The organism is Pseudomonas sp. RA_105y_Pfl2_P56 (genome assembly GCF_963970845.1).
In the GTDB taxonomy this organism is placed as follows: domain Bacteria; phylum Pseudomonadota; class Gammaproteobacteria; order Pseudomonadales; family Pseudomonadaceae; genus Aquipseudomonas; species Aquipseudomonas baetica_A.
In genome coordinates this window covers 14,937-41,336 of sequence record NZ_CAXAPL010000016.1, presented here as the reverse complement: position 1 = coordinate 41,336, position 26,400 = coordinate 14,937, and the positions used below count along the sequence as shown (strand labels likewise).

General features: G+C 58.9%; 27 protein-coding genes. 13 read left to right on the top strand and 14 right to left on the bottom strand.

The annotated features are described in order from the left end of the window. Positions 1-115: 115 nt before the first annotated feature. Complete coding sequence (locus AACY11_RS13155; RefSeq protein ID WP_339433626.1) at positions 116-556, bottom strand: GlcG/HbpS family heme-binding protein; 441 nt, start codon at positions 554-556, stop codon at positions 116-118. Positions 557-824: 268 nt separating this feature from the next. Between AACY11_RS13155 and gcl the strand changes: the two genes are divergently transcribed. From gcl to AACY11_RS13110, 9 genes are all read left to right on the top strand, one after another. Beyond that, a complete protein-coding gene (gcl, locus tag AACY11_RS13150; protein ID WP_250603832.1) occupies positions 825-2,600 on the top strand; it encodes a glyoxylate carboligase in 1,776 nt (591 codons plus the stop codon). A gap of 140 nt (positions 2,601-2,740) precedes the next feature. Beyond that, positions 2,741-3,523, top strand: coding sequence for a hydroxypyruvate isomerase (gene hyi / locus AACY11_RS13145; protein WP_339433624.1), 783 nt, complete (start codon positions 2,741-2,743; stop codon positions 3,521-3,523). A gap of 96 nt (positions 3,524-3,619) precedes the next feature. Beyond that, positions 3,620-4,513, top strand: coding sequence for a 2-hydroxy-3-oxopropionate reductase (locus AACY11_RS13140; protein ID WP_339433623.1), 894 nt, complete (start codon positions 3,620-3,622; stop codon positions 4,511-4,513). A gap of 157 nt (positions 4,514-4,670) precedes the next feature. Next, on the top strand, positions 4,671-5,945 hold the full coding sequence (locus AACY11_RS13135; protein WP_339494945.1) for a glycerate kinase type-2 family protein: 1,275 nt from the start codon (positions 4,671-4,673) through the stop codon (positions 5,943-5,945). Next, complete coding sequence (gene pyk, locus AACY11_RS13130) at positions 5,942-7,357, top strand: pyruvate kinase (RefSeq protein ID WP_339494943.1); 1,416 nt, start codon at positions 5,942-5,944, stop codon at positions 7,355-7,357. The genes AACY11_RS13135 and pyk overlap by 4 nt, the downstream gene beginning before the upstream one ends. 62 nt (positions 7,358-7,419) lie before the next feature. Then, complete coding sequence (locus tag AACY11_RS13125) at positions 7,420-8,334, top strand: urea transporter (protein ID WP_339433620.1); 915 nt, start codon at positions 7,420-7,422, stop codon at positions 8,332-8,334. A gap of 21 nt (positions 8,335-8,355) precedes the next feature. Beyond that, positions 8,356-9,180: an ion transporter gene (locus tag AACY11_RS13120; RefSeq protein ID WP_339433619.1), complete on the top strand. Its 825-nt coding sequence runs from the start codon at positions 8,356-8,358 to the stop codon at positions 9,178-9,180. Between the two features lie 104 nt (positions 9,181-9,284). Then, on the top strand, positions 9,285-10,280 hold the full coding sequence (locus AACY11_RS13115) for a sulfate ABC transporter substrate-binding protein (protein ID WP_339433618.1): 996 nt from the start codon (positions 9,285-9,287) through the stop codon (positions 10,278-10,280). Between the two features lie 310 nt (positions 10,281-10,590). Then, entirely contained in the window at positions 10,591-11,778 is a 1,188-nt protein-coding gene (locus AACY11_RS13110; protein WP_339433617.1) for an MFS transporter, read from the top strand. Positions 11,779-11,819: 41 nt separating this feature from the next. Here the strand turns inward: AACY11_RS13110 and AACY11_RS13105 are convergent, their stop codons facing one another. The 12 genes from AACY11_RS13105 to ccmA all read right to left on the bottom strand — a co-directional run bounded on the left by AACY11_RS13105 (position 11,820) and on the right by ccmA (position 19,990). Beyond that, entirely contained in the window at positions 11,820-12,224 is a 405-nt protein-coding gene (locus AACY11_RS13105; RefSeq protein WP_221731941.1) for a type II toxin-antitoxin system HicB family antitoxin, read from the bottom strand. Beyond that, entirely contained in the window at positions 12,224-12,436 is a 213-nt protein-coding gene (locus AACY11_RS13100) for a type II toxin-antitoxin system HicA family toxin (protein ID WP_221731942.1), read from the bottom strand. Before AACY11_RS13100 ends, AACY11_RS13105 begins: the two co-directional genes overlap by 1 nt. Positions 12,437-12,590: 154 nt before the next feature. After that, positions 12,591-12,995 carry a hypothetical protein gene (locus tag AACY11_RS13095; RefSeq protein ID WP_339494941.1) on the bottom strand — a complete coding sequence of 135 codons (405 nt, stop codon included), beginning with the start codon at positions 12,993-12,995 and terminating at the stop codon, positions 12,591-12,593. A gap of 25 nt (positions 12,996-13,020) precedes the next feature. Then, positions 13,021-14,223, bottom strand: coding sequence for a c-type cytochrome biogenesis protein CcmI (gene ccmI, locus AACY11_RS13090; RefSeq protein ID WP_339433615.1), 1,203 nt, complete (start codon positions 14,221-14,223; stop codon positions 13,021-13,023). After that, the gene (locus tag AACY11_RS13085) at positions 14,220-14,690 is read right to left on the bottom strand and encodes a cytochrome c-type biogenesis protein (protein ID WP_221731945.1); all 471 of its coding nucleotides are present in this window, start codon (positions 14,688-14,690) and stop codon (positions 14,220-14,222) included. Before AACY11_RS13085 ends, ccmI begins: the two co-directional genes overlap by 4 nt. Continuing rightward, complete coding sequence (locus AACY11_RS13080) at positions 14,687-15,223, bottom strand: DsbE family thiol:disulfide interchange protein (protein ID WP_339494940.1); 537 nt, start codon at positions 15,221-15,223, stop codon at positions 14,687-14,689. The genes AACY11_RS13085 and AACY11_RS13080 overlap by 4 nt, the downstream gene beginning before the upstream one ends. Then, on the bottom strand, positions 15,220-17,208 hold the full coding sequence (locus tag AACY11_RS13075; protein WP_339433613.1) for a heme lyase CcmF/NrfE family subunit: 1,989 nt from the start codon (positions 17,206-17,208) through the stop codon (positions 15,220-15,222). Before AACY11_RS13075 ends, AACY11_RS13080 begins: the two co-directional genes overlap by 4 nt. Before the next feature lie 3 nt (positions 17,209-17,211). After that, complete coding sequence (gene ccmE / locus AACY11_RS13070; RefSeq protein WP_339433612.1) at positions 17,212-17,667, bottom strand: cytochrome c maturation protein CcmE; 456 nt, start codon at positions 17,665-17,667, stop codon at positions 17,212-17,214. Beyond that, positions 17,664-17,840 (bottom strand): heme exporter protein CcmD, encoded by a 177-nt coding sequence (ccmD, locus tag AACY11_RS13065; protein WP_339465215.1) that lies wholly within the window; start codon positions 17,838-17,840, stop codon positions 17,664-17,666. The genes ccmE and ccmD overlap by 4 nt, the downstream gene beginning before the upstream one ends. Next, on the bottom strand, positions 17,837-18,592 hold the full coding sequence (locus AACY11_RS13060; protein ID WP_221731949.1) for a heme ABC transporter permease: 756 nt from the start codon (positions 18,590-18,592) through the stop codon (positions 17,837-17,839). The genes ccmD and AACY11_RS13060 overlap by 4 nt, the downstream gene beginning before the upstream one ends. 97 nt (positions 18,593-18,689) lie before the next feature. Next, the gene (gene ccmB / locus AACY11_RS13055; RefSeq protein ID WP_007919970.1) at positions 18,690-19,358 is read right to left on the bottom strand and encodes a heme exporter protein CcmB; all 669 of its coding nucleotides are present in this window, start codon (positions 19,356-19,358) and stop codon (positions 18,690-18,692) included. Next, positions 19,355-19,990, bottom strand: coding sequence for a cytochrome c biogenesis heme-transporting ATPase CcmA (ccmA, locus tag AACY11_RS13050; protein WP_339494939.1), 636 nt, complete (start codon positions 19,988-19,990; stop codon positions 19,355-19,357). Before ccmA ends, ccmB begins: the two co-directional genes overlap by 4 nt. Positions 19,991-20,187: 197 nt before the next feature. Between ccmA and fliK the strand changes: the two genes are divergently transcribed. From fliK to AACY11_RS13030, 4 genes are all read left to right on the top strand, one after another. Beyond that, positions 20,188-21,762: a flagellar hook-length control protein FliK gene (gene fliK / locus AACY11_RS13045; RefSeq protein WP_339465213.1), complete on the top strand. Its 1,575-nt coding sequence runs from the start codon at positions 20,188-20,190 to the stop codon at positions 21,760-21,762. Continuing rightward, entirely contained in the window at positions 21,759-22,088 is a 330-nt protein-coding gene (locus AACY11_RS13040; protein WP_339494937.1) for an EscU/YscU/HrcU family type III secretion system export apparatus switch protein, read from the top strand. The genes fliK and AACY11_RS13040 overlap by 4 nt, the downstream gene beginning before the upstream one ends. A 155-nt stretch (positions 22,089-22,243) precedes the next feature. Further along, positions 22,244-23,893 (top strand): hypothetical protein, encoded by a 1,650-nt coding sequence (locus tag AACY11_RS13035; protein WP_339494936.1) that lies wholly within the window; start codon positions 22,244-22,246, stop codon positions 23,891-23,893. Between the two features lie 126 nt (positions 23,894-24,019). Beyond that, a complete protein-coding gene (locus AACY11_RS13030) occupies positions 24,020-24,667 on the top strand; it encodes a hypothetical protein (protein WP_095126512.1) in 648 nt (215 codons plus the stop codon). 77 nt (positions 24,668-24,744) lie between these two features. Here AACY11_RS13030 and AACY11_RS13025 read toward each other — a convergent pair whose 3' ends face one another. Beyond that, positions 24,745-26,391, bottom strand: a complete 1,647-nt coding sequence (locus AACY11_RS13025) for a hypothetical protein (protein WP_339494934.1) — start codon at positions 26,389-26,391, stop codon at positions 24,745-24,747. Positions 26,392-26,400: the final 9 nt, after the last annotated feature.

Genomic DNA, 26,400 nt, shown 5'->3' with positions numbered 1-26,400 from the left:
GATCGCGAGCAGGCTCACTCCTATAAGGGCTCGGAGGCATTCAGACATTTTGTGCCTGACCACGATCCTGTAGGAGTGAGCCTGCTCGCGATAGCGGTTAATCAGACGCTAAAGATCAAGAAACCACCCCCGCATCCGCCCGCAAGTCCAGCACCTCCACCGCTTTGATCGCCACCTGCTCATCAATATCCGACAGATCGCCGCTGATCCCGATCGCGCCGAGCACGTTCCCCGCCTGATCCCGAATCAACACACCACCCGGTGCCGGCACCACGCTGCCCTGGCCCATGCTGTTCAGTGCGGCAATGAAGGCCGGCCGTTGTTGCGCGTCCAGCGCCAGCAGGCGCGAGCCTTTACCTAGCGCGATGGCGCCCCAGGCTTTGCCGATGGCGATTTGCGGGCGAAGCAGGCTGGCGCCGTCTTCGCGTTGCAGGGCGACCAGATGACCGCCGGCATCAAGTACCGCGATGGTCAGCGGCGCGGCATTGATGCCTCGCCCTGCGCTGATGGCTTCACTGACCAGGTTGACTGCGACTTTCAAGGTTAAAGCGCTCATGGTGCCGTCCTCATTTTGTTATAGGGAAAGTCGTGGGACTGCGGTTTTGTGCCGCAGGCCAATGCGACAAATAGAACACAATGAGTTATTTTTTTGTATACAATAATTATCGAAAATCGCTACATGCGACGAAAAGCCACAGCAGAATCGGCTTCCGACGAATGAAACGAACGCTTGATAAAATGGATTGACCTGCGCCGTGCGCCGTGAATACACTCTGCGCAAAGCCACTTGTATACAATTACAAAACGTAAAGAGGCACAAAACCATGAGCAAAATGAGAGCAATCGAAGCCGCCGTTCTGGTGATGCGCCGTGAAGGGGTTGATACCGCTTTTGGCATCCCGGGCGCTGCAATCAACCCGCTGTACTCCGCCCTGCAGAAAGTCGGTGGCATCGATCACGTCCTCGCTCGCCACGTTGAAGGCGCGTCACACATGGCCGAGGGTTACACCCGCACCAAGGCCGGCAACATCGGCGTGTGCATCGGTACTTCCGGCCCTGCCGGTACCGATATGGTCACCGGCCTTTACAGCGCCTCGGCCGACTCGATTCCCATCCTCTGCATTACCGGCCAGGCACCCCGCGCCCGTATGCACAAGGAAGACTTCCAGGCGGTCGACATCACCAGCATCGTCAAGCCCGTCACCAAGTGGGCGACCACGGTTCTGGAACCGGGCCAGGTGCCTTACGCGTTCCAGAAAGCTTTCTTTGAGATGCGCTCCGGCCGTCCAGGCCCGGTGCTGATCGACCTGCCGTTCGACGTGCAGATGGCTGAAATCGAATTCGACATCGACGCCTACCAGCCGCTGCCGCTGGCCAAGCCGACCGCAACCCGCGTGCAGGTGGAAAAGGCTCTGGCCCTGCTCGATCAGGCCGAGCGTCCATTGCTGGTCGCCGGTGGCGGCATCATCAACGCCGACGCCAGCGATCTGCTGGTGGAGTTCGCCGAGCTGACCGGTATTCCGGTGATCCCGACCCTGATGGGTTGGGGCACCATCCCGGACGATCACCCGCTGATGGTCGGCATGGTCGGCCTGCAGACTTCGCACCGTTACGGCAACGCAACGATGCTCAAATCCGACGTGGTACTGGGCATCGGTAACCGCTGGGCCAACCGCCACACCGGTTCGGTTGATGTCTACACCGAAGGCCGCAAGTTCATTCACGTCGACATCGAAGGCACGCAGATCGGTCGTGTGTTCACACCGGACCTGGGCATCGTGTCCGACGCCGCTGCCGCATTGACCGTGTTCATCGAAGTGGCGCGTGAATGGCAAGCCGCCGGCAAGCTGAAAAACCGCAGTGCCTGGCTGCAGGATTGCCAGCAGCGCAAAGCCAGCCTGCATCGCAAAACCCACTTCGACAACGTGCCGGTCAAGCCACAGCGCGTTTACGAAGAAATGAACCAGGTGTTCGGCAAGGACACCTGCTACGTCAGCACCATTGGTCTGTCGCAAATTGCCGGCGCGCAGTTCCTGCACGTCTACAAGCCGCGTCACTGGATCAACTGCGGCCAGGCAGGCCCGTTGGGCTGGACCATTCCGGCAGCGCTGGGCGTGGTGAAGGCCGATCCGAACCGTAAAGTCGTGGCCCTGTCGGGGGACTATGACTTCCAGTTCATGATCGAAGAACTGGCGGTCGGCGCTCAGTTCAAACTGCCGTACATCCACGTCGTGGTGAACAACTCGTACCTGGGTCTGATCCGTCAGGCACAGCGCGGGTTCGAAATGGACTACTGCGTGCAGCTGTCCTTCGATAACCTCAACGCGCCGGAACTCAACGGTTACGGGGTTGACCACATCGCAGTGGCTGAAGGCCTGGGCTGCAAGGCACTGCGTGTGTTCGAACCGTCGGAAATCGCCCCTGCCCTGCGCAAGGCCGAACAGATGATCGAAGAGTTCAAGGTGCCGGTGATCGTCGAGATCATTCTGGAGCGTGTGACCAACATCTCCATGGGTACCGAGATCAACGCCGTCAACGAATTCGAAGACCTGGCACTCGTCGGCAACGACGCACCGACGGCGATTTCGCTGCTTGATTAACTGTTGACCGCTCTCCCTGTGGGAGCGGGCTTGCCCGCGAAAGCAATTGCACATCCGACAATGATGTTGGCTGATCCACCGCTTTGGCGAGCAAGCCCGCTGCCACAAGGGGAACTTCACAAGATTTACGGGAGACCACCATGCCGCGTTTCGCAGCCAACCTGTCCATGCTGTTCACCGAACAGGATTTCCTTGCCCGTTTCGACGCCGCCGCCAAGGCCGGTTTCAGTGGTGTGGAATATCTGTTTCCGTACGACTTCAGCTCCGCCGAAATCAAGGCAAAACTGGAGGCCAACGGTCTGACCCAAGTGCTGTTCAACCTGCCGGCCGGTGACTGGGCCAAAGGTGAGCGCGGTATCGCGTGCCTGCCGGATCGGGTCGAAGAATTCCGCGCCGGTGTCGATCTGGCCATTGCCTACGCGCAAGTGCTGGGCAACACCCAGGTCAACTGCCTGGCCGGTATCCGTGCGCAAGGCGTGGACGATGCCACCGTGGAAAAGACCTTCGTCGCCAACCTCAAGTACGCGGCCGACAAGCTGCAAGCGGCGGGCATCAAACTGGTGATGGAAGCGATCAACACCCGTGACATCCCAGGCTTCTACTTGAACAACACCGCGCAAGCCCTGTCGATTCGCGAACAGGTCGGCAGCGCCAATCTGTTCCTGCAATACGACATCTATCACATGCAAATCATGGAAGGCGATCTGGCCCGCACCCTGCAATCGCACCTGGGTGAGATCAACCATGTGCAGCTCGCAGACAACCCCGGGCGCAACGAGCCAGGTACCGGTGAAATCAACTACCGCTTCCTGTTCGAACACCTGGACCGCATCGGTTATCAGGGTTGGGTCGGTTGCGAATACAAGCCGCTTACCACCACTGAAGCAGGGCTCGGCTGGTTGAAAACCCACAACGCAATTTAAGAACAACGCAAAACCTGTAGGAACGGGCTTGCTCGCTCCCACCCAAAGCAACACCCCCAATTTGCTTGAGCAAGACAAAAACAAGAGGATTTTCTCATGGCTAAAATCGGATTTATCGGCACCGGCATCATGGGCCACCCAATGGCGGCGAACCTGCAGAAAGCCGGTCACAGCCTGTTCCTGTCGGCGCACCACGACCCCGCGCCTGCCGACCTGGTTGCCGCGGGTGCCGTCGCGCTGGCCAACCCGCGCGAAGTGGCTCAGGAAGCCGAGTTCATCATCGTCATGGTCCCGGATACCCCGCAGGTCGATGACGTGCTGTTCCGCGCCGACGGCGTCGCTGCCGGTATCGGCAAAGGCAAAGTCGTGATCGACATGAGCTCGATCTCGCCGACCGCCACCAAAGCCTTCGCGGCGAAGATCAACGAAAAAGGTGCGCAATACCTCGACGCACCTGTGTCCGGTGGTGAAGTCGGTGCCAAAGCCGCGACCCTGAGCATCATGATCGGTGGCGACGCCGATGCCTTCGAACGCGCACTGCCGCTGTTCCAGGCCATGGGCAAGAACATCACGCTGGTCGGTGGCAATGGCGACGGTCAAACCGCAAAAGTGGCAAACCAGATCATCGTGGCCCTGAACATTCAGGCCGTGGCTGAAGCCTTGCTGTTCGCTTCGAAAAACGGTGCCGATCCAGCCAAGGTGCGTGAAGCGCTGATGGGCGGCTTCGCATCCTCCAAGATCCTCGAAGTGCACGGCGAACGCATGATCAAAGGTACCTTCGATCCAGGCTTCCGCATCAGCCTGCACCAGAAGGACCTGAACCTGGCTCTGCAAGGCGCCAAGGAACTGAACATCAACCTGCCGAACACCGCCAACGCCCAGCAAGTGTTCAGCACCTGCGCGGCCATCGGTGGCAGCAACTGGGATCACTCGGCGCTGATCAAGGGCCTGGAACACATGGCCAACTTCTCGATCCGCGACAAGCAGTAAGCCTTTGCCCCGCTTTCCATGTGGGAGCGGGTTTGCTCGCGAAGAGGCAATGTCAGTCGACACCAAGGTTGACTGACCCCGCGCATTCGCGAACAAGCCCGCTCCCACACTGGATCTGAGTTGCCCTTTCGAATAACAAGAATTCCGGGAGCCCGCCATGTCGGTCGATCCGCAACAACTGCTGCGCGAGCTGTTTGCCACAGCCATCGACGCGGCCCACCCGCAGCAAGTCCTCGAAGCCCACCTGCCAGACGATCGCACCGGTCGGGTCATCGTCATCGGCGCCGGTAAAGCCGCGGCCGCGATGGCGCAAGTGGTCGAACGCTGCTGGCAGGGAGAAGTCTCTGGCCTGGTAGTGACTCGTTACGGTCACGGCGCCCCATGCGAAAAAATCGAAGTGGTCGAAGCCGCGCATCCGGTGCCGGACGCTGCCGGCCTGGCCGTGGCCAAGCGTGTGCTGGACCTGGTCAGTAACCTGAGCGAAGACGACCGCGTGATCTTCCTGCTCTCCGGTGGCGGCTCTGCCCTGCTCGCCTTGCCGGCCGAAGGCATCACCCTCGCTGACAAGCAATCCATCAACAAAGCCCTGCTCAAATCCGGCGCGACCATCGGCGAGATGAACTGCGTGCGCAAGCACCTCTCGGCGATCAAGGGCGGACGCCTGGGTAAAGCCTGCTGGCCTGCCACGGTCTATACCTACGCGATCTCCGATGTACCGGGCGACCTCGCCACGGTCATCGCCTCTGGCCCGACCGTGGCCGACCCCAGCACCTCGGCTGAAGCACTGGCGATCATCAAGCGCTACGGCATCGAGATCCCGGCGTCGGTACGCACCTGGTTGCAAAGCCCTGAATCGGAGACCGTCAAACCCGGTGATCCGAGCCTGGCCCGCAGTCATTTCCAGTTGATCGCCCGTCCTCAGCAATCGCTGGACGCCGCGGCGGTGAAGTGCCGTCAGGCCGGTTTCAGCACGCTGATCCTCGGCGATCTGGAAGGTGAATCGCGCGAAGTGGCGAAAGTCCACGCCGGCATCGCTCGCCAGATCATCAACCACGGCCAGCCACTGGCGGCGCCGTGCGTGATCCTCTCCGGCGGTGAAACCACCGTGACCGTGCGCGGCAATGGCCGTGGCGGGCGCAACGCCGAATTCCTCCTTAGCCTGACCGATAGCCTCAAAGGCCTGCCCGTCGTCTACGCCCTGGCCGGTGACACCGACGGCATCGACGGCTCGGAAGACAACGCCGGTGCCATCATGACCCCGGACAGCTACAAGCGCGCCGCGGCACTGGGCTTGAGCGCCAGTGACGAGCTGGATAACAACAATGGCTACGGCTATTTCGAGGCGCTCGATGCGCTGATCGTCACCGAGCCGACCCGCACCAACGTCAACGACTTCCGCGCCATTCTGATTCTCGAGAGCTCTAAATCATGACGCCTGATAAAAAGGTCAAAATCCTCGCCACCCTCGGGCCTGCTGTCGATGGCATCCAAGACATCCGCGAACTGGTCGAGGCCGGAGTGAATATCTTCCGCCTGAACTTCAGCCACGGCGACCACGCCGACCACGCCAAGCGCTATCAGTGGATCCGCGAAGTCGAGAGTCAGCTCAACTATCCGCTGGGCATTCTGATGGACCTGCAAGGGCCAAAACTGCGTGTCGGCAAATTCGCCGAGGGCAAGGTGCAGTTGCATCGCGGTCAGGCGTTCCGTCTGGATCTGGATGCGACTCCCGGCGATGAGCGCCGGGTCAACCTGCCGCATCCGGAAATCATCGAGGCGCTGGAAGCCGGCATGGATCTGCTGCTCGACGACGGCAAACTGCGTCTGCGCGTGGTGACTAAGTACGACGATGCGATCGACACCACCGTGCTCAATGGCGGCGAGCTGTCAGACCGCAAAGGCGTGAACGTGCCGCAAGCGGTGCTCGACCTCAGCCCGTTGACGGCCAAGGATCGCCGCGATTTGAGTTTTGGTCTGGAGTTGGGTGTGGATTGGGTGGCGCTGTCGTTTGTCCAGCGCCCGCAAGACATGCTCGAAGCCCGCGCACTGATCGGCGACAAAGCCTTCCTGATGGCCAAAATCGAAAAGCCTTCGGCCGTCGAGCAACTGCGCGAAATCGCCGAGCTGAGCGACGCGATCATGGTGGCTCGCGGTGACCTGGGCGTGGAAGTCCCTGCCGAGAGCGTGCCGCAGATCCAGAAAAACATCATCAGCACCTGCCGTGAATTGGGAAAACCGGTGGTGGTGGCAACGCAGATGCTCGAGTCGATGCGCTTCTCTGCGACGCCGACCCGCGCTGAAGTCACCGACGTGGCCAACGCCGTGGCCGAGGGTGCCGATGCGGTGATGCTGTCGGCGGAAACCGCGTCGGGGGAATACCCGCTGGAAGCCGTGCAGATGATGAGCAAGATCATCCGTCAGGTGGAAAACGGCCCGGATTATCAGACGCAACTCGACGTCAGCCGCCCCAAGGCTGAGGCGACTGTTTCCGATGCCATCAGTTGCGCGATCCGACGCATCAGCAACGTGCTGCCAGTGGCCGTGCTGGTCAACTACAGCGAGTCCGGAGCCTCGACGTTGCGTGCGGCGCGGGAACGGCCCAAAGCACCGATCCTCAATCTGACGCCGAACCTGCAAACCGCTCGCCGTTTGAGCGTGGCGTGGGGCATTCACTCGGTGGTCAACGATCGTCTGCGTCAGGTCGATGAGGTGTGTTCTACCGCGCTGGAAATCGCCCAGGCGCAAGGCATGGCCGAGCGCGGTGACACGCTGTTGATCACTGCCGGTGTGCCGTTCGGGCAGCCGGGCTCGACCAACTCGCTGCGCATTGAGACGTTGATTTAACTCCAACATGATCGTTCCCACGCGCAGCAAAGGAACGATCAGTACTGACTTTCAGAACTGCCATGCCTGCCAACTCTTTCAACACCCACTGCCCCGACTGGGCCGAGGCTTTGCTCAACGGTTTCAGTCAAATCTTCTTCCAGCGTCATCCGCTGTGCGGCCTGCTGTGCCTGCTGGCGATCCTGCTCACCGCTCCGGTGCTGTTTGCCGGCGCGCTGCTGGGTGCCATGGCCGGATTGCTCACCGCGCAACGACGCAACTATGCCAAGGCTGATCGCCAGGCCGGATTGTTCAGCTACAACGGTGTCTTGCTCGGCCTGCTGCTGAGCCTGTACTTCCCGTGGTCGCCGATGCTGCCGCCGTTGATTCTTGCTGCCGGTGGCCTGAGCGCAATGCTCACACAGCAATGGCTCAAACATGTGTACCACCGCCGATCCATACCGGCCTATACCTCGCCTTTCGTGGGCATAAGCTGGGGGCTGCTTCTCTTCGCGGCGCCGCCCATGCCCATGCCTTCTGTCGAACTCAATAACGTGAGCCTGCTCGCCGCCGAGTTCAGAGGGTTGGGTCAGGTGATGTTTCTCGGTCATCCGCTCGCCGGCACCTTGATCGCCATCGGTTTGCTGATAGCTGATCGTCGGGCCTTTGCCTGGGCGCTGTTGGCAAGTGCAATCGGCCTCGGTTCAAGCCTGCTGCACCACGAAACCAATACCGCCCTGCTCGGCCTGGGCAGCTACAACGCCGTACTCGCCGCACTCGCCTTCAGTGCACAACGTCAACAACCGTGGCTGCCGTTGCTCGGCATCGTCCTCGCGCTGCTGGTGACACCCCTGTTTGCCGCCGTCGGTCTGGCCACGCTGACCGCGCCATTCATTCTCGCCTGCTGGCTGATCCGCGCTGGCATCCAGATGCTCGGCAACGCAACGGTTAACAGCACGCCTTGCGCTCATGGGGAGAATCAACCTAGGCTGCGCTGATCTTCGATTCAGGCGTTACATATGGACAGCAGCAAGCGTTGGCGTGATCAGCTTTACGTAGTGATTTTCCAGACCGACACCACGGCTGGGCGGCGTTTCGACGGCATTTTGCTGTTGATCATCCTCGCCAGCCTGGTGGTCGTGATGCTCGACAGCATCGACAGCGTTCACCGCAACTATGCCGATGCACTGGCGTACATCGAGTGGGGCTTCACCATTATCTTTCTCGGTGAGTACATCCTTCGCCTGTATTGCTCACCGAAGCCGTTGCGTTATGCCTTCAGTTTTTATGGGCTGGTGGACTTGCTGGCAATCGTGCCCGGCATCCTCGCCCTGTATTACAGCGATGCACAGTATCTGCTGATCATCCGCATCATCCGGATGCTGCGGATTTTTCGCGTGCTCAAACTCAGCCCGTACCTCAAGCAAGCCAACTATCTGATGTCGGCGCTGCGCGGCAGCAAGCAGAAGATCGTGGTGTTTCTGGTCAGCGTCTGCACGCTGGTGACGGTGTTCGGCACGCTGATGTACGTGATCGAAGGCCCGGAACACGGCTTCACCAGTATTCCCAAAGGCATCTATTGGGCAATCGTGACGCTGACCACCGTGGGCTTCGGCGATATCGTGCCGACAACCCCGCTGGGCCAGGTGATTTCGTCGCTGGTAATGATCACCGGTTACTCGATCATCGCCGTGCCCACCGGGATTTTCACCGCCGAACTGGCCAACGCCATGCGCGGCGAACATCTGCAACACGATTGCCCGGTGTGCAAGAAAAACAGCCACGAACACGACGCAGCTTTCTGCTCCCGATGCGGCAATGCACTGTTCAAGAAAATGGAATAAGCAAAGTGCTTTTTAATCTTTAAGCGACTATGCGTGCCCCGTTATAGTCAGTGGCAAGTGGCCTCACCTTTGGCACAACACCCCCACAGAACAAGGAATGCGCAGTGAAAAAACTCTTTGGCGCCTCACTTCTCGCCGCCGGTCTTGCGTTCGGTAGCGTGGCTCAAGCCGCACCGACCCTGCTGAACGTTTCCTACGACGTGATGCGCGATTTCTACAAGGACTACAACACTGCGTTCCAGAAACACTGGCAAGCCGAGCACAACGAAAACATCACCGTGCAGATGTCCTTCGGCGGTTCGAGCAAGCAAGCGCGCTCGGTGATCGATGGCCTGCCGGCCGACGTCATCACCATGAACATGGCCACCGACATCAACGCCCTGGCCGATCACGGCAAACTGGTGCCGGAGAACTGGGTCACCCGACTGCCGGACAACAGCGCACCGTTCACCTCGGCGACCGTGTTCATTGTGCGCAAGGGCAACCCGAAAGCCCTGAAAGACTGGCCGGACCTGCTTAAAGACGGCGTGCAGGTGATCGTGCCAAACCCGAAAACCTCGGGTAACGGCCGCTACACCTACCTCTCGGCCTGGGGCTACGTGCTGAAGAACGGCGGTGACGAGAACAAAGCCAAAGACTTCGTCGGCAAACTGTTCAAGCAAGCGCCGGTGCTGGATACCGGTGGCCGCGCCGCGACCACCACATTCATGACCAACCAGATTGGCGACGTGCTGGTGACTTTCGAGAACGAAGCGGAAATGATCGCCCGCGAATTTGGCCGTGATCAGTTTGAAGTCATCTACCCAAGCGTCTCCGCCGAAGCCGAGCCACCGGTGTCGGTGGTCGATAAAGTCGTCGACAAGAAAGGTTCGCGCGCAGCCGCTGATGAGTACCTGAAATACCTGTGGTCGCCTGAAGGTCAGGAAATCGCTGCGGCCAACTACCTGCGTCCGCGTGACCCGGCGGTGCTGGCCAAATACACCGACCGTTTCCCGAAAGTCGACTTCCTGTCGGTGGAGAAAACCTTTGGTGACTGGCGCACCGTGCAGAAGACCCACTTCAATGACGGTGGGGTGTTTGACCAGATTTACAGCCAGTAATAGTCAAGCGGCTCTATGAAAAGGCGATCTCAACGGGTCGCCTTTTTTGTGGGAATTTGAAATCACCACCATGTCCCCTATGACGAACAGTAAAGCGCAGCAGTAAACATACGCACGCTACCGAAGAAGATGTAGCTGAATGTATCATCGACGCTCAATGGTCGAACGCAAGGTTCACCGAGGTGGCAACCACCTGACTGCAGCCATTCATTGCTCAAAGAAATAATCGATATCAACCGAAGGCCTCTTCTGCCAATACGATTTGTCCCATAGCCTCTGCGCATTCCCTTTCGCTGGATCGAGAAACCTTATGACCACCGCCACTCACGCAATGACCCGAGGCATGGTGCTGCTGTTCGCCTTCTGCTGCGGCGCCATCGTTGCCAACATCTACTACGCCCAGCCGATCATCGGCCTGATTGCGCCGGACCTTGGCCTCTCCGACACCATGGCCAGCTTCATCGTCTCGCTGACGCAAATCGGTTATGCGCTGGGCCTGTTCTTTCTGGTGCCGCTGGGCGATCTGCTGGAAAACCGTCGGTTGATGATCATCACCACGGTGGTGGCAATTGCCAGCCTGCTCGGCGCCGCATTTACCGATCAGCCCAACGTGTTTTTGCTGATCTCGCTGCTCGTGGGTTTCAGTTCCGTGTCGGTACAGATCCTGATTCCGCTGGCCGCGCATCTGGCGCCGGAGGAATCTCGCGGGCGCGTCGTCGGCGCAATCATGGGTGGTCTGCTGCTGGGTATCCTGCTGGCGCGGCCGGTGTCGAGCGTGGTTGCCGATCATTTCGGCTGGCGGGCGATGTTCATGATTGCGGCAGCATTGATGGCGGCGATCAGCGTGGTGCTGGCATTGACCGTGCCCAAGCGCCAACCGGATCACAGCGCCTCTTACGGGCAACTGCTCGGTTCGCTGTGGACGCTGCTGCGCCAACAACCGGTGCTGCGTCAGCGCGCGTTTTATCAGGGGTGCATGTTTGCCACGTTCAGCCTGTTCTGGACAGCGGTACCACTTGAGTTGGCGCGCAACCACGGCCTGTCACAAAGCGAGATCGCGATCTTCGCCCTGGTCGGCGCCATCGGTGCCATCGCCGCCCCCATCAGCGGACGCCTGGCCGACGCTGGCCACACTCGCATCGCTTCGCTGCTGGCGATGCTGTTCGCCAGCCTGAGCTTCCTGCCCGCCTTCATCCACCCGGCCTACAGCGTGATCGGCCTGGCCGTGACCGGCGTGGTATTGGACTTCTGCGTACAGATGAACATGGTGCTTGGCCAGCGTGCGGTGTACTCGCTGGACGCGAAAAGCCGTGGTCGCTTGAACGCGCTGTACATGACCAGCATCTTCATCGGCGGCGCCTTCGGCTCGTCGGTCGCCAGCGCGGTGTTCGAGCATGGCGGCTGGTTGTGGATCGTGATTGTTGGCAGTGCGTTTCCATTGTTGGCGTTGTTGCGTTTTTTGGGTGCATCGCAACGGCGATCGCTGGCGACTGCGTAACACGTAAAAAGCATCGCAGGCCAACTGGCCCGCGATGCTTTTCAATACCTGACCAGCTTCTCCATCGCCGCATCCGCCAGAAAGGAGGAGCGGCTTTTGACGTTGTGTTCGCGCACATAGCGGTCGATTCGCTGAATCACATAACCGGGCAGGGTCACGTTGACCTTCTCGGTCTTGCCCAGGTATGGCGAGATATCCAGCTCCAGCATGCCCCAGCCCATCCCGGCGAACTCCGGATTGTTGCGATGCGCCGCAGCAGAGGTCGGCATCGGAATCGCCTCTCCGTCCGCCGCAATCTCCTGCAACATGATGTGGGCGATTTCAACGGCTGCATTGTAGGCATCTTCAAAGCTATCCCCTGCCGTCACGGCACCGGGAATATCGGGGATCTGAATACCGATGGCGGTGTTCTCATCGCCCCACTCGATGCAGATTGGATATTGCATTATGGATCTCCTTCGAAACTGGCTGGCGGGTTGTACAACCCGGCACGCCTCCTGATGCTTTTGACCGTCCCCAACGGCAAATCCTTTTTCGGGTGAGGAACGGGAATCGTGTATGGGTTGTAGCGGTGCCTGAAGAGGTGATGACTGCCGGTAATCCTGTCCAGCGTCCAACCCGCCTCCTCCAGCTCCTTGATCAATAACCTGCTCTGCACCAACCGCCTCCTTGCCCTGGCCCATTAAAAGTAACCCTAGAGTTATCTTTACTCAAGCACAGAAATCCAAAGAGCGACGTCCGGTTGTTTTACAGAGTGTGATTGATTGCAGCCACAGACAGCAAAACGGCGATCCAGGGATCGCCGTTTTTCATCACTGCCCGAACTGCTTGCCCAGCCCCGGTGGCACGCCGTGGATGTCGGTGTCTTCCCATGGGCCATTGGGGCTGACCGAGCGGCTCCAGCCGTTGTTCCAGCGATAGTAGGTGCGCTGGCGGTAGAACGTGTCGGACTGGTCGTCAAGCACATAAACGCCGAGTTTTTGATCCCAATGGCTGTTGCCGCCCGGTGGCGGGGCGAAGCTGGCCGAGGTGCGCGGGACAGGTTTGGCCGGTTTGGCCGGAATGCTTTTGCCCGGTATCGGCGAGGTCGAAGGGGTCGGGCTGGGTTGTGACGGCGGAATCGGCGGCAGGTGGGTGGTCCGTTCCGGTCGTTGCACCGCACATGCACTCAAGCCCAGGGCCAATGTGAGAACCGTGATTCGGGCGATGGTGTGCATGGCGGTGCTTTCCTGTGTTGCCCGGTTACTTGTCCGGGCTGTCGATGGTCAGTTTTTGCAGCGCGGTGGTGCTGCTGGCCAGCGGGCCGCTGCGGCCAACCCACTCACCGGCGGTCGGCTGACCGGCACGGGAGATGCGCGCAACCAGTTGGACTTCAGGGAAGTTCGACAGTTTCAACTGCGGCATCATCGCGTCGGCATCGCCCAGTTCGACCGTGACCGGCAGATCGGCCACGGTCAGGCGCTTGGCCGCCAGCGGTGCCGGTGGCCCGGACGTGGCGCGGGCGAAAATGAACACGCTGTCGCCCGGTTGCACCTTGTCTTTGAGTTCATTAGCCACATCGACGCGTACCTTAAGCCGTGCGGCAGGCTTGGCAGCCGGTGCCTGGGCGACCTTGCCGCCGCTGGCTTGCAGGCGCTCGGCGGCACGTTCGATCCCGCCTTGCAGCGCTTCGCGGGATTTGTCGCTCGCAGGCAATTGCGCCAGCAAACGGTTCCAGTAGTCGATGGCCTCCTGATAACGCTCGCCTTCGAACGCGGCGATGCCGAGCAGACCAAGGCTGGTGACTTCCTTTGGATCGGCCTTCAGCGCTTCATCGGTCAGGGCCTGGATCTTGCTCGACCATTTTTTGCCATCGGCGAAATACTGCGCCTGCGCCCACTGGCCGAGCAGTTCCGGTTGGCGACCAGCGAGATTGGCGGCACGTTCAAACATCTTCGCCGCGTCCGCCGGACGCTCCTGAGCCATGTAGGTACGACCCAGGAAATACAGACCTTCAGCAGAATCCGGTTGTGCCGCAACGGCACGTTCCAGACGCAGGGTCATTTCTTCCATCGACTGCGGTGCCTGGGCGAATTCGCGGGTCAATTCGACCTTGTCGGCGGCGCCGAAGTGCAGGTACAGGGCCAAACCCAACACTGGCACCAACACGGCGGCCAGCAGCGGCAGCGGTTTACCCAGTTTCGAGACACGCGGCGCGGTAACGCCTTCGGTGTCGGCGAGCAATTCACGCGCGGCTTCGGCGCGGCCGCTGTCCATTTGCGCGGCATCCAGCACACCTTCGGCCTGCTGCGATTGCAACTCGGCGACACGTTCCTGATACAACGCAACGTTGAGGGCAGTACGATCCTCTTCACGCTGGGCGCGGCGTTCACGCAATACAGGGATCAGCAGAAAACTCAGGGCGACCAGAAGCAACAGCCCTGCGGCAAGCCAGAAATCAATCATTCTTGGTTTTTATCCAACAGTTGGTCGAGGCGCTGACGCTCTTCGGTAGACAGCGATTGCGGGGTGTCGGCGCGTTGTGCGCGACGGCGGCGGACGATCACCGCGATCACCACGAAACCACCGAGCAGCAGGCCGGCCGGGCCGAACCACAGCAGCGCGGTCTTGGCGTTGAGTGCGGGTTTGTAGCGGACGAAATCGCCGTAGCGATCCACCATGAAATCGATGATCTGCTGGTTGTCCTTGCCCTCGCCGAGCATGCGGAAAATCTCTTTGCGCAGGTCAGCGGCAATCGGTGCATTGGAATCGGCGATGTCCTGGTTCTGGCATTTGGGGCAACGCAGTTCTTTGGTCAGTTCGCGGAAACGTTCGCGATCACCTTCCTTGGCGAACTCGTAGGTGTCGATCGCGGCATGGGCCACACCGACCAGGCTCAAGCCCAACACAATAGCCGCTAAAAAACGCTTCATGGCTTGGCCTCATCGACCAGCGCCTGATACTTGGCCGCGAGTTTTTCGCGCCAGACCTGTTCGTCGATCACACCGACGTACTTGTCGCGGATGATGCCCTTGGCGTCGATGAAGAAGGTTTCCGGCGCGCCGTAGACACCGAGGTTCAGCCCCAGCGAGCCTTCGTCATCACGGATATCGAGCACATACGGATTGTGGAATTCGGCCAGCCACTGCAGGGCGTCGGCGTTGGTGTCCTTGTAGTTGATCCCGTAGATCAACACGCCACGCTCGGCGAGTTTGTTCAGCACCGGATGCTCGACCCGGCAGGAAATGCACCAGGTGCCCCAGACGTTAACCAACGCCGGTTTGCCGAGGATGTCAGCCTTGGTCAGGGTCTTGTCGCCCTGAACCGCCGGCAGCGAAAACTCCGGGAACGGCTTGTTGATCATCGCCGACGGCAGCTCTGCCGGATCGAGGTACAGACCGCGATACAGAAACACTGCCACCAGCAGGAAAAGCGCCAGGGGTACCAGCATCAACCAACGTCTCATGCAGCCGCTCCCGTCATGCCCAGCGCTTCACGCACTTTGGATTTCACCTTGACCCGATAACGCCGATCCAGCGCCGCGAGCAATCCGCCCAGACCGGTCAGCAGACCGCCGAACCAGATCCAGCGCACGAACGGTTTGACGTGAACCCGTACCGCCCACGCGCCGTTTTCCAGCGGCTCACCGAGGGCGACGTAGAGGTCACGGGTGAAACCGGCGTCAATCCCGGCTTCGGTCATCATCGAACTCTGTACGGTGTACAGGCGTTTTTCCGGGTGCAATACACTGACTTCCTTGCCGTCGCGGATCACCCGAATGGTGCCTCTGTCGGAGGTGAAATTCGGCCCTTCGAAGTGTTTGGCGCCTTCGAAGACGAAGTGATAACCGGCCAGATCCATCGATTCGCCCGGCGCCAGACGCAGGTCACGTTCGGCACTGTTCTGGCTCGACAACACCACGCCCAGCGCGCAAACGGCGATGCCGAGGTGGGCGATCTGCATGCCCCAATAACTGCGGGTCAGGGTCGGCAGACCTTTGATCAGACCTTTGTGGCGAGTCTTGTCGAAAATATCGCGCACGCCGGCAAGCAACACCCACGCGGCGAGCAGGAAGGTTGCGATAACGGCCCAGTTGAAATCGCCGTAAGCGACACCGGCGACCACCGCCAGCGCGACGCTGCCCAGCAACACCGGGGTCAGCATGCTTGCCAGCCATTTCACCGGGGTGTCTTTCCAACGGACGATCACGCCAACCGCCATCACCATCATCAACAACGCCATCAATGGAATGAACAGCGCGTTGAAGTACGGCGGGCCGACCGACAGTTTGGCGCCGCTGATGGCATCAAGAATCAGCGGGTACAACGTGCCGAGCAGAATCATCGACGCTGCCACAACCAATACCAGATTGTTGCCCAGCAGCAGGGTTTCCCGCGACCACAGGTTAAAGCCGACCTGGCTCTTGACCACCGGCGCGCGCAACGCAAACAGCGTCAGCGAACCGCCGACCACGAACAGCAGGAAAATCAGGATGAACACGCCGCGCTCCGGGTCGGAGGCGAACGCATGTACCGAAGTCAGCACGCCGGAACGCACGAGGAAGGTACCGAGCAGGCTCAACGAGAACGCAGCAATCGCCAGCAACACGGTCCAGCTCTTGAACACACCACGTTTTTCCGTGACCGCCAGCGAGTGAATCAACGCGGTGCCGACCAGCCAGGGCATGAACGAGGCGTTTTCCACCGGATCCCAGAACCACCAGCCGCCCCAGCCGAGTTCGTAGTAGGCCCACCACGAACCGAGCGTGATGCCGATGCCGAGGAAGGCCCAGGCGACGATGGTCCATGGCCGCGACCAACGCGCCCACGCGGCATCGAGACGCCCCCCCAGCAGTGCGGCGATGGCGAAGGCAAAGGCTACCGAGAAACCGACATAACCCATGTACAGCATCGGCGGATGGACGATCAGGCCGATGTCTTGCAGCAATGGATTGAGGTCGCGACCGTCCGCCGGAATTTGCGGCAGGATGCGCGAGAACGGGTTCGACGTCAGGATCAGAAACAGCAGGAAACCGGTGCTGATCATGCCCATCACCGCCAATACGCGGGCGAGCATGACTTGTGGCAACTGGCGGGAAAATACCGACACGGCGAAGGTCCAGCCGCCTAGGATCAGCGCCCACAACAGCAACGAACCTTCGTGGGCGCCCCACACGGCGCTGAATTTGTAGTACCACGGCAAGGCGCTGTTGGAGTTCATCGCAACGTAGGCCACGGAGAAGTCGTCGGTCATGAAGGCGTAGGTCAGGCAGCCGAAGGCAAACACCAGAAACGCGAACTGCCCCCACGCCGCCGGTTGGGCCAGGCCCATCCACAAACGGTCGCCGCGCCAGGCACCGAACAGCGGCACCACGGCCTGCACCAGCGCAAAACACAGCGCCAGAATCATCGCCAGATGACCCAACTCAGGAATAAAAATCGCCGAAGTCATCGATCAACCCTCCTTCGCTTGAGTCGGCGCGGATTGACCGCTGTCTTTCAACGCTTTGGTTACTTCCGGCGGCATGTACTTCTCGTCGTGCTTGGCCAGCACTTCATCGGCGACGACCACGCCATCGGCGTTGATCTTGCCCAGGGCCACGATGCCCTGCCCTTCGCGGAACAGATCCGGGAGGATGCCGCGATAGGTGATGGTCACGGCTTTGTTGAAGTCGGTGACGACGAATTTGACGTCCAGCGAGTCCGGCGAACGTTGCAGCGAGCCCTTCTCGACCATGCCGCCGGCACGGATGCGCGTGTCGTGCGGTGCTTCGCCGTTGGCGATCTGGGTCGGGGTGTAAAACAGATTGATGTTCTGCTGCAGGGCGCTCAAGGCCAGGCCGACGGCAGCGCCGACCCCGACCAGAATAGCCAGAATGATGATCAGACGTTTTTTGCGCAGCGGATTCACTTGCCGTTCTCCCGGCGCAGACGACGCGCCTCTTGTTGCAGATAGTGCTTGCGGGCCGCGATGGGCTTCACCACGTTGTAGATCAGCACCGCCAGACAGATGCCGTAGGCCGACCAGACATACAGGCCATGATGGCCCATGGCGAGGAAATCGCCGAATGAAGCAAAAATCATCGCGAGGCCTCCAGACTGTTCTGCACTTCTTCTTTAACCCAACTGGCGCGGGCTTCACGTTTGAGCACTTCAAGGCGCATGCGCAGCAACAGCACGGCGCCGAAGAAGCAGTAGAAACCCAGCACCGTCAGCAGCAGCGGCAGCCACATCTCGGCCGGCATCGCCGGTTTTTCGGTGAGGGTGAAGGTCGCGCCCTGGTGCAGGGTGTTCCACCACTCCACCGAGTACTTGATGATCGGGATGTTGATCACGCCGACGATGGCCAGCACCGCGCAGGCCTTGGCGGCGCTGTCGCGGTTGCTGATCGCATTGCCCAATGCGATCACGCCGAAATACAGGAACAGCAGAATCAGCATTGAAGTCAGCCGCGCATCCCAGACCCACCACGACCCCCAGGTCGGTTTACCCCAGATCGCCCCGGTCACCAGCGCCACGGCGGTCATCCACGCGCCGATCGGAGCGGCGCATTGCAGGGCGACGTCGGCCAGTTTCATCTTCCACACCAGCCCGACCACACCGCACACCGCCAGCATCACGTAGATCGACTGAGCGAGCATCGCGGCAGGTACGTGGATATAGATGATGCGAAAGCTGTTGCCTTGCTGATAGTCCGGCGGCGCGAAGGCCAAGCCCCAGACCACGCCGACGCCAATCAGCAGCAACGCTGCGATGCTCAGCCACGGCAGCAACTTGCTGCTGATGCCGTAAAACCACTTGGGCGAGCCGAGCTTGTGAAACCAGGTCCAGTTCATACTGTTTCCATCACGGGTGCCGCTCATCGTCGCGAGCTGGCAAAGGGTCATGCTTTTTCTTTAAAAAAAGCGATCAAAAAATGATCAGACCTCATTATTATTCGCCGACGCTGATCTTCAGGCCAGCAGCTATTGCAAACGGTGTCAGGGTGATCGCCAGGGCGGTCAGGCTACCCAGCCACAGCAGATACCCGGTCGCCGGCATGCCTTGCAACGCCGCCTGCAAGGCGCCACTGCCGAGGATCAATACCGGGATGTACAACGGCAGAATCAGCAGCGCCAGCAACAGGCCGCCACGCTTCAAACCGACCGTCAGTGCCGCGCCCACCGCACCGAGCAAGCTCAGCACCGGTGTGCCCAGCAACAACGAAAGCAACAAAACCGGCAGACACGCGGCAGGTAAACCCAGCATCAACGCCAGTAAGGGCGAGAGCAGAACCAGTGCCAGACCGGAGAAAAGCCAGTGTGCCAGCACCTTGGCCAAGACCAGAAGTGGTAGCGGGTGCGACGAAAGGACCCACTGCTCAAGGGAGCCGTCTTCGAAGTCACTGCGAAACAGCCCGTCCAGCGAGAGCAGGACCGACAAAAGCGCCGCCACCCAGACTAACCCCGGGGACAGGTTTTGCAACACTTGAGTTTCCGGGCCGACGGCCAGCGGGAACAACGCGATGACGATGGCGAAGAAAATCAGCGGATTGGCCAGTTCCGCCGGGCGGCGAAACAGCAGTCGGGATTCACGGGCAACCAGCAGGCCAAACACACTCATACAGCCCAGTTCCCCAGATCGATGTCGCGATAACCGGCCGGCATCCGGCTCAGTGTGTGGTGTGTGGTCAATACAACGAGGCCTCCGCGTTCGCAGTGGCTCGCCAGATGCGCTTCGAGTTGCTCCACGCCCTGCTTGTCGAGGGCGGTGAAGGGTTCGTCGAGAATCCACAGTGGTGGGCTGTCGAGATACAACCGCGCCAGCGCCACGCGGCGTTGTTGCCCGGCGGAAAGCGTGTGACAGGGAACATCTTCGAATCCGCGCAATCCTACGGCTGCCAGCGCTTGCCAGATCGACTCGCGTTCGGCGGGTTGATGCAGGGCGCAAAGCCAGGACAGATTTTCTTCCGGGGTCAGCAGATCCTTGATTCCGGCGGCGTGGCCGATCCACAACAGGTTGCGCGCCAGTTCGGCCGGCTGTTCGGTCAGGGGCTGACCGTTGAGCAACACCTGGCCGCTGGTCGGCTGCATCAAACCGGACAACAACCGCAAAAGACTGGTTTTACCGCTGCCGTTGGGCCCGCTGATCTGCACCATATCGCCACTGGCCAGCCTCAATTCGAGATTTTCGAAAAGCAGCCGCAGATCACGTTCACACGCGAGGGCAACAGTTTGCAGGACAGGACTGGTCAAGGGATCACGGGCCTTATACGGTTCAAGTCGGCTCTGGCACGGCCGTTAAAGAGATGCAGCATAGATGCATTGACGGCTCGATCTAGAGAGCTGCGTCAAACAATTGCTATGTTTTTTGAACGAAGCGCAAGACGGGCGGCATTATACATGCCGTGCCTTACTCTCAAGAGTGCAATTTCCTCAGGTTGTGTCCGCGTATGACAGGCGAAATGAACATCCTCCCGCTCCCGCCAACCACCCCGGCGAATGCTCGCCCGCAGGTGGGTGAGTTGCTCAAACTGCTGACCCCGGTCGAAGGCTTGATCGGTGCCGGCCAGAGCGCCAAGGCCGAGGTGTTATCGCTCAAACAGGCGGATCAGACCTTTCAACTGCTGCTCAAGGTGACCCTCGACAGCGGTCGGCAAACCACCGTGCAAGCGACCAGCAACCTGCCGTTGGCGCAAGGCACCAGTCTGGCGATCACTCAGCCGTCGGCGGGCAATCTGGCGATTACCGTGCAGCAGGCGATTGCCAGCAGCGTCGCCACCCTCACCCGCATCGATACCGCGCAATTGCCGGTCGGCACATTGCTACAGGGCAAAGTGGTGACTTCGCAGGCGTTGCCGCAGCCACCGGGGCAAGCGACGGTTTTTCGTTCGATGGTCAGCCTGCTCAATACCGCGCTAAGCGGCAGCACGTTGACCGTCGACAGCCCACAGCCGCTGCGCATCGGCACCTTGCTTTCGGCACGGGTACAGGATTCCCAAACCCTTACATTCGTACCGCTGAGCAGTCGTCAGGAGCAATTGGCGGTGAGCCAGCAACTGGTCGGTCAGCAAAGCCGCCAAGGTTCGCTGGATGGATTGTTGAAGGTGCTGCAAAGCCTGCCGCCAGCCACCGATCAGACGTCGGCGGATGTGCGCGCCGCCGTCAACAAACTGCTCGCCGGCCTGCCGGATGTGCAGCAAATGAGCACGGCCAAAGGCGTTGCCTTGGCGCTGGCCAACAGCGGCGCGTTCCTCGAAGCGAAACTGCTGACCGGACAAACCCCGACGCTGGCTCCGGACATGAAAGCCGATCTGCTCAAGCTGATCGCGCAACTGACGCCTGGGTTGCCGAGCAGCACCAGTTTCAACGCTATCCTCGCCGCCAACACACTGGCGCAAGCGCTGCCGAGCTTCGTGCGCAACGCCCTCGGCACCCTCGGCCAGGTCAGTGCCAAACCGGTGCCCGGCGGCTTTCCGCTGCCCGACCGCTTGCTGCAAAGCCTGGAAGGCGAAGGCGATCTGGAGCATCTGTTGCGCCTGGCGGCCGCTGCGGTTTCACGCCTGCAAAGCCATCAGTTGTCGAGCCTGGAACAGACTGGCGTCACCGATGACGGGCGCCTGCTCAGCACCTGGCAACTGGAAATCCCCATGCGCAACCTGCAGGACATCGTGCCGCTGCAGGTCAAGTTCCAGCGCGAAGAGGCGCCGGAAAAAGAGCCTCAATCCAACGAGCGCCGCGACGAACGCGAACCCAGGCAACAATTGTGGCGCGTCGATCTGGCGTTCGACATGGAACCGCTGGGGCCCATGCAGATTCAGGCGCAGTTGATCAGTGGCAGCCTGTCGAGTCAGCTCTGGGCCGAACGTCCTTACACCGCTGACCTGATCGAAAACAATCTGGCCGCGCTACGCCAGCGCCTGCTGGATCGCGGCTTGAATGTCGGCGATCTCGACTGCCACCACGGCACCCCGCCGCAAGGCAACCAAACCCGTCTCGAACACCGCTGGGTTGATGAAACTGCATGAACGACGCTACCGCTCCACGCCAGGCCATCGCCCTCAAATACGACGGCAACCACGCCCCGACCCTCACCGCCAAGGGTGACGAGGAACTGGCCGAAGAAATCCTGCGCATTGCCCGCGACTGCGAAGTGCCAATCTATGAGAACGCCGAACTGGTACGGCTATTGGCACAGATGGAATTGGGCGACAGTATTCCCGAAGAGCTGTACCGCACCATCGCCGAGATCATCGCGTTCGCATGGAATCTGAAGGGGAAATTTCCGCATGGACAGGATCCGGAGGCGCCGATGGTCGAGAAGGACGTTACCGCGCGTGGCGACGATTACTGAGCCCGTTTACGCCTGAATCAAGACAACTCTTCGCTAAACACCGTTCGTCGCGACTGTCAGATCTGACAGTTGCGCAGAAACTCGCCGCTGTCGCCAGATGGGCTGACAGCGCCGGCGGAATGGTTCCCGGCGCTATCCTCAACAGGTGAGCCCCGATGACCTCAATTTTAAAAGCTGATGACAGCCCTGCGGACAGCAGCGCGCAGTCGCTTTATGCCCCGACAATTCCCGGATGGATTTCACCAATGGCTGGTGATGAGGGCTATCACGGTGGCATAGGCGCCGACCTCGTGAAGGACAATCTGCTCATTATCGTTGGTCCCTGGCTTGATAATGGATATGGCCAAAGCTGCCAGCTCTTCTGGGATGACGACATCACCCCGATTAGCACGGAGATTATCGATACACCCGAAGAACTCACTGACCCCCTGCAATTTTTTATTCCGGCCACTCAAATCAAGGATGGAAGCGTATTTCCGTGTTTTTATCGAGTCATACGTACCAGCGGGAACGAAAACGACTCTTTCAAACTCAAGGTTCTGGTCAAAACCACGTTACCGGGAGGCGTACTCGACAAACCCGAACCGCTCGGTCATCCCGGGCTACGTTACACCTTCATTCCGGATATCAAGGATGGCGTCGATAGCGAAATGGCGAAGCAAGGCATTGCCATGCGGATTGAGCCTTATGAAAACATCACTGTATTCGACCGCATCGTCGCGCGATGGGGTAATGAAGAGCAGGTAACCCATTACCCTGTCACTGCTGAGCAAATCAGCGATCCGCAAAATCATCCGATTCTTCTCAAGTTCGATGAGCAACTGATAAAGCGTGCGGGTGACGGCAAGCATTTAATTACCTATCAGGTGATCGACCGCTGCGGGAACCGTCCGCATGTGAATGCGCGTTGGTCAATTCCCACTGAGGTCAGCGTAAATGTGAACCGTATTCCGGCACCGACCGTAACAGGTGAACAAGGTGGCGTACTGGATCCTGCATACGTCACGGATATCCAGGTCGTCGCCTCCGGTATCGGTCTGGCTAAGGGCGACAATGTGCTGGTTCACTGGCAAGGGCGGGTGGAGCGCGAAACGGCAACCAAAACCTATTCAGGAAGCGGAACGCTGGTGTTTCCGCCCCCCCTCGCCTGGGCCAATGAAAGCGACCAAAGCGCGGTCAATGTCACCTTGCGCGTGGCTCGTGGAAGTGCATCGCCCGAGTCCGAGGCTAAATCCTTCACAGTCAAAACCACAATCATCTTGAAGCCCGCCAAAGTCCTGGAAGCCTATGGCGCGCAAGGTGATCGCCTGAAAATGTCCGACATCTACACTGCCAGGCACATAACAGTTCAGATTGAACAATATGTAGGAATGGCGATTGGGCAGACCATTCGTGTCCGTTACGCGTCCGCGCGGCATGTCTACGACAGTGCAATCACACCGGTGACGGCCGTTGGCGCAATGAACCTGAACGTTCCACGCATGGAAGTTGTGGATTCCATAGGCAGTACCGTTCCCGTCAGTTTCACGGTACGTACCTACCCGAACGGCCCATTGCACCGATCCGATCCGCTTAGCCTGGCGGTAGACGCCCAGGAATTCGTGCTGCCCCCTCCAAGGCTTACCCCCGACCAAACCACAGTGACGGTGCGATATCCGGCAATGGCCAACGGATATCAGGCACGCGTCCGTTTCGGCGGAATCATCACCCGCCGGACGCAATGGCAGGATATGAAAACAGGGGTCACTGCAGAGTTTTCAATCCCCGCGGACTGGGTATCAGAAAACAAAGGAAAACCGTATTGATCAACTACAGCGTGAATCAGATCGGTATCGATGAGCAAAGCCAGTTCTCTCAGGTGTTGAGAGTAGAGCTGTAAGCAGTGCAGGCAATCCGCCGCGCACTTGATGTCCCCAAAAGGAGTTAAAGAGATGAGTACTGAACTCAATGCATTGGACCTTACTGCCCCCAAAGTTCTGGAGGCCTACGGTGCTGACGGTAAACGTCTGAACTTCAACGACGTTTATAACAGCACACATGTCAATGTGCAGGTGCCACACTACGTCGGCATGCTCGGCGGGCAAACCGTGAGGGTACGCTGGACAAATGGCCGTTATAAATATGACACCGAGACACTGACCGTAGGCATCCCCGGAAAGCTGAACTTTAGAATTCCTCGCCTGGAAGTTATCGATTCCATTGACAGCCTTGTCACTGTCAACTATAGCGTCCGCCCGACCCCTGGCGCGCCGCTGCTCATTTCCAAATCACTCTCATTGAGTATCGACCCACAACTATTTGATCTCAGTCAGCCGCGACTTTCCGCAGACAGAAAAAATGTAACCGTCAAGTTCTTGAACATGACTTCCGGTTATACCGTAAGAGTAAGGTGGCATGGCGTGGTGGTCCGGGATACCGAGAGCCAGCCGATTCAAAACAGTTCGTCAATGACCTTTAACATTCCGGCACACTGGGTAACAGAAAACGCGGGCAAGGTCGTGCCGATAAACTACAGCGTTCACCGCTCAGGCTCTAACGATAATCTAATGTTTTCTCGTGTATTGCGCGTCACGCTTTGAATCCCCCCGAAAAAAAAGGCATAAAGTGCAGATAACCCACACCTTATGCCTTTCAACCTCAATCGCGACGAGCGCGCTTAACGTCCTTTCACCGCTGTGGCCTGATCTGCTTCATGAAAACTGAACGCGGCCGCTGCCCCGGGTGCAAGATCCACTCTGATAACAGGCAACACATCACCGGTCATGTTGAAATAGTCCTGCTGGATGTACTTGGCCCCCGTCACCCCTGAACCACCGTCTTGGCGTTGAAGATAGAAAAACGCGTAAAGCGGTAGTTGCTTCGGAATATCCTGGGGCCAAAGAGAAAGGATGATTTCATTATGGTATGGACGCTCCCCAGCAGGTGGTTCAAATTGACCTCTTGCCTGAAGGCTGATTGCAAATTGCTCGACACTGGATGTAAAACCACATTGGTGCTTATTTCTATTGGACCATTGCCCGCCCCCCGCAACCGCCCGGTAATGAACCTTCCACTTCTCAAGTGTAGTTACGCCCTCTTCCGGACAGGAACGACTATTGGCTGGATAACTACTGTGCGGACCACAACCGCCATCACCTGATCGGTACCAGCTTGCGGCGTCTGTGGGGAAGGAGCAGAGCAGGCTGATCGGGAATGTTTCCAAGCGCTCGGCAGTCGCGAAATCCTTGAAAATAAAACCGTGAAGATCTCCCCACACCAGTTTTGTGATGCCTAAATCCTTACGCAGGTAAGAAAAAGGAACCCCTTTCTTGTTGATTGCCGTAGGGCTTGGATTCCAGGAATGGTAAGACGGCTTGGCCCCAGTGGTACGCACTATCACACCACTGCAATAATACGCAGGCTTTGCACTACAGTTATTTGAAACACTGTTGTATCGGCTGTTCAGCCTTTCCGCGACCAACTGACCGAATCGTTGATCTTTCGCATCAAAACTGAATATCTGCTTGTTGGCTGCGGCCATATTGATTTTCACAATAGGGACGTACAAAGACGTCTCAAGATAATACTCACGTTGAAATTTCTGCGCGTCCGCCAATTTAGCCGGTGATGAAGCCTCGTAAAACACGGCCTCGACTGGAAGTTTCTCAGGCTTGCTTTCATCCCAGGTTTCAACCAGGACCTCAGTGGGCTTGGCCGTCCACGTTGCATCCATGAGCTTGTGTGCTTCCAGACTGGCCTTGAATTGCGCAGCGACAACCGTACTTAACGAACATTGGTTCTTTGGCAAAGAATCATGTTCCTTGAAATTTTTCAACCATGCCGCAGCCGTAGTGGGAGAGCCCCATAACTTTGCACAATTGGCAAGATCAGGATCCGCTTGTGCCACTTTCGGTGCAAATCCACAACCGTGGTCTGCCCGTTCATTGAGTGATTCGGTCGGAAAAGGGAAAATACAACGCAGACTCACGGCCTTACCCACCGCCAATGCTGAAGTCTGGTCCCTCAAGATAAAGCCGCTTTTTCTGTTTCCGTTAAGTGCAGTACTACCGACATCCGAGCGGATATAAGTGAATGCAACGGATCCAAGCTTTGTCGCCTGTGAACCATAATCCCAGAATTTGAAAAATGTGCTGTAGTCTACCGCCCGCAAAAGAACACCGGAACAATAATAGGCAGGAGTGCCATTTGAACACTGCGCAACATTGTTTTGATATTTTGCATTCAAGTCTGCCACTAACGCCGGACCAGACATGGCATTAACAGCAGCGGAAAAAACTAAAGTCAAGAACAGTAAGAGTTTCATATTCACACC

What these genes read in the sequence shown, in the direction of transcription:
- AACY11_RS13040 (WP_339494937.1), top strand. Translation starts at nt 21,759, where the DNA reads ATGAACGACGCTACCGCTCCACGCCAGGCCATCGCCCTCAAATACGAC.
- AACY11_RS13075 (WP_339433613.1), bottom strand. Translation starts at nt 17,208, where the DNA reads ATGACTTCGGCGATTTTTATTCCTGAGTTGGGTCATCTGGCGATGATT.
- gcl (WP_250603832.1), top strand. Translation starts at nt 825, where the DNA reads ATGAGCAAAATGAGAGCAATCGAAGCCGCCGTTCTGGTGATGCGCCGT.
- AACY11_RS13085 (WP_221731945.1), bottom strand. Translation starts at nt 14,690, where the DNA reads ATGAAGCGTTTTTTAGCGGCTATTGTGTTGGGCTTGAGCCTGGTCGGT.
- AACY11_RS13095 (WP_339494941.1), bottom strand. Translation starts at nt 12,995, where the DNA reads ATGCACACCATCGCCCGAATCACGGTTCTCACATTGGCCCTGGGCTTG.
- AACY11_RS13035 (WP_339494936.1), top strand. Translation starts at nt 22,244, where the DNA reads ATGACCTCAATTTTAAAAGCTGATGACAGCCCTGCGGACAGCAGCGCG.
- AACY11_RS13135 (WP_339494945.1), top strand. Translation starts at nt 4,671, where the DNA reads ATGTCGGTCGATCCGCAACAACTGCTGCGCGAGCTGTTTGCCACAGCC.
- AACY11_RS13030 (WP_095126512.1), top strand. Translation starts at nt 24,020, where the DNA reads ATGAGTACTGAACTCAATGCATTGGACCTTACTGCCCCCAAAGTTCTG.
- AACY11_RS13080 (WP_339494940.1), bottom strand. Translation starts at nt 15,223, where the DNA reads ATGAGACGTTGGTTGATGCTGGTACCCCTGGCGCTTTTCCTGCTGGTG.
- fliK (WP_339465213.1), top strand. Translation starts at nt 20,188, where the DNA reads ATGACAGGCGAAATGAACATCCTCCCGCTCCCGCCAACCACCCCGGCG.
- AACY11_RS13155 (WP_339433626.1), bottom strand. Translation starts at nt 556, where the DNA reads ATGAGCGCTTTAACCTTGAAAGTCGCAGTCAACCTGGTCAGTGAAGCC.
- pyk (WP_339494943.1), top strand. Translation starts at nt 5,942, where the DNA reads ATGACGCCTGATAAAAAGGTCAAAATCCTCGCCACCCTCGGGCCTGCT.
- AACY11_RS13110 (WP_339433617.1), top strand. Translation starts at nt 10,591, where the DNA reads ATGACCACCGCCACTCACGCAATGACCCGAGGCATGGTGCTGCTGTTC.
- hyi (WP_339433624.1), top strand. Translation starts at nt 2,741, where the DNA reads ATGCCGCGTTTCGCAGCCAACCTGTCCATGCTGTTCACCGAACAGGAT.
- AACY11_RS13120 (WP_339433619.1), top strand. Translation starts at nt 8,356, where the DNA reads ATGGACAGCAGCAAGCGTTGGCGTGATCAGCTTTACGTAGTGATTTTC.
- AACY11_RS13105 (WP_221731941.1), bottom strand. Translation starts at nt 12,224, where the DNA reads ATGCAATATCCAATCTGCATCGAGTGGGGCGATGAGAACACCGCCATC.
- AACY11_RS13060 (WP_221731949.1), bottom strand. Translation starts at nt 18,592, where the DNA reads ATGAACTGGACCTGGTTTCACAAGCTCGGCTCGCCCAAGTGGTTTTAC.
- ccmD (WP_339465215.1), bottom strand. Translation starts at nt 17,840, where the DNA reads ATGATTTTTGCTTCATTCGGCGATTTCCTCGCCATGGGCCATCATGGC.
- AACY11_RS13140 (WP_339433623.1), top strand. Translation starts at nt 3,620, where the DNA reads ATGGCTAAAATCGGATTTATCGGCACCGGCATCATGGGCCACCCAATG.
- ccmI (WP_339433615.1), bottom strand. Translation starts at nt 14,223, where the DNA reads ATGATTGATTTCTGGCTTGCCGCAGGGCTGTTGCTTCTGGTCGCCCTG.
- AACY11_RS13125 (WP_339433620.1), top strand. Translation starts at nt 7,420, where the DNA reads ATGCCTGCCAACTCTTTCAACACCCACTGCCCCGACTGGGCCGAGGCT.
- ccmB (WP_007919970.1), bottom strand. Translation starts at nt 19,358, where the DNA reads ATGAGTGTGTTTGGCCTGCTGGTTGCCCGTGAATCCCGACTGCTGTTT.
- AACY11_RS13025 (WP_339494934.1), bottom strand. Translation starts at nt 26,391, where the DNA reads ATGAAACTCTTACTGTTCTTGACTTTAGTTTTTTCCGCTGCTGTTAAT.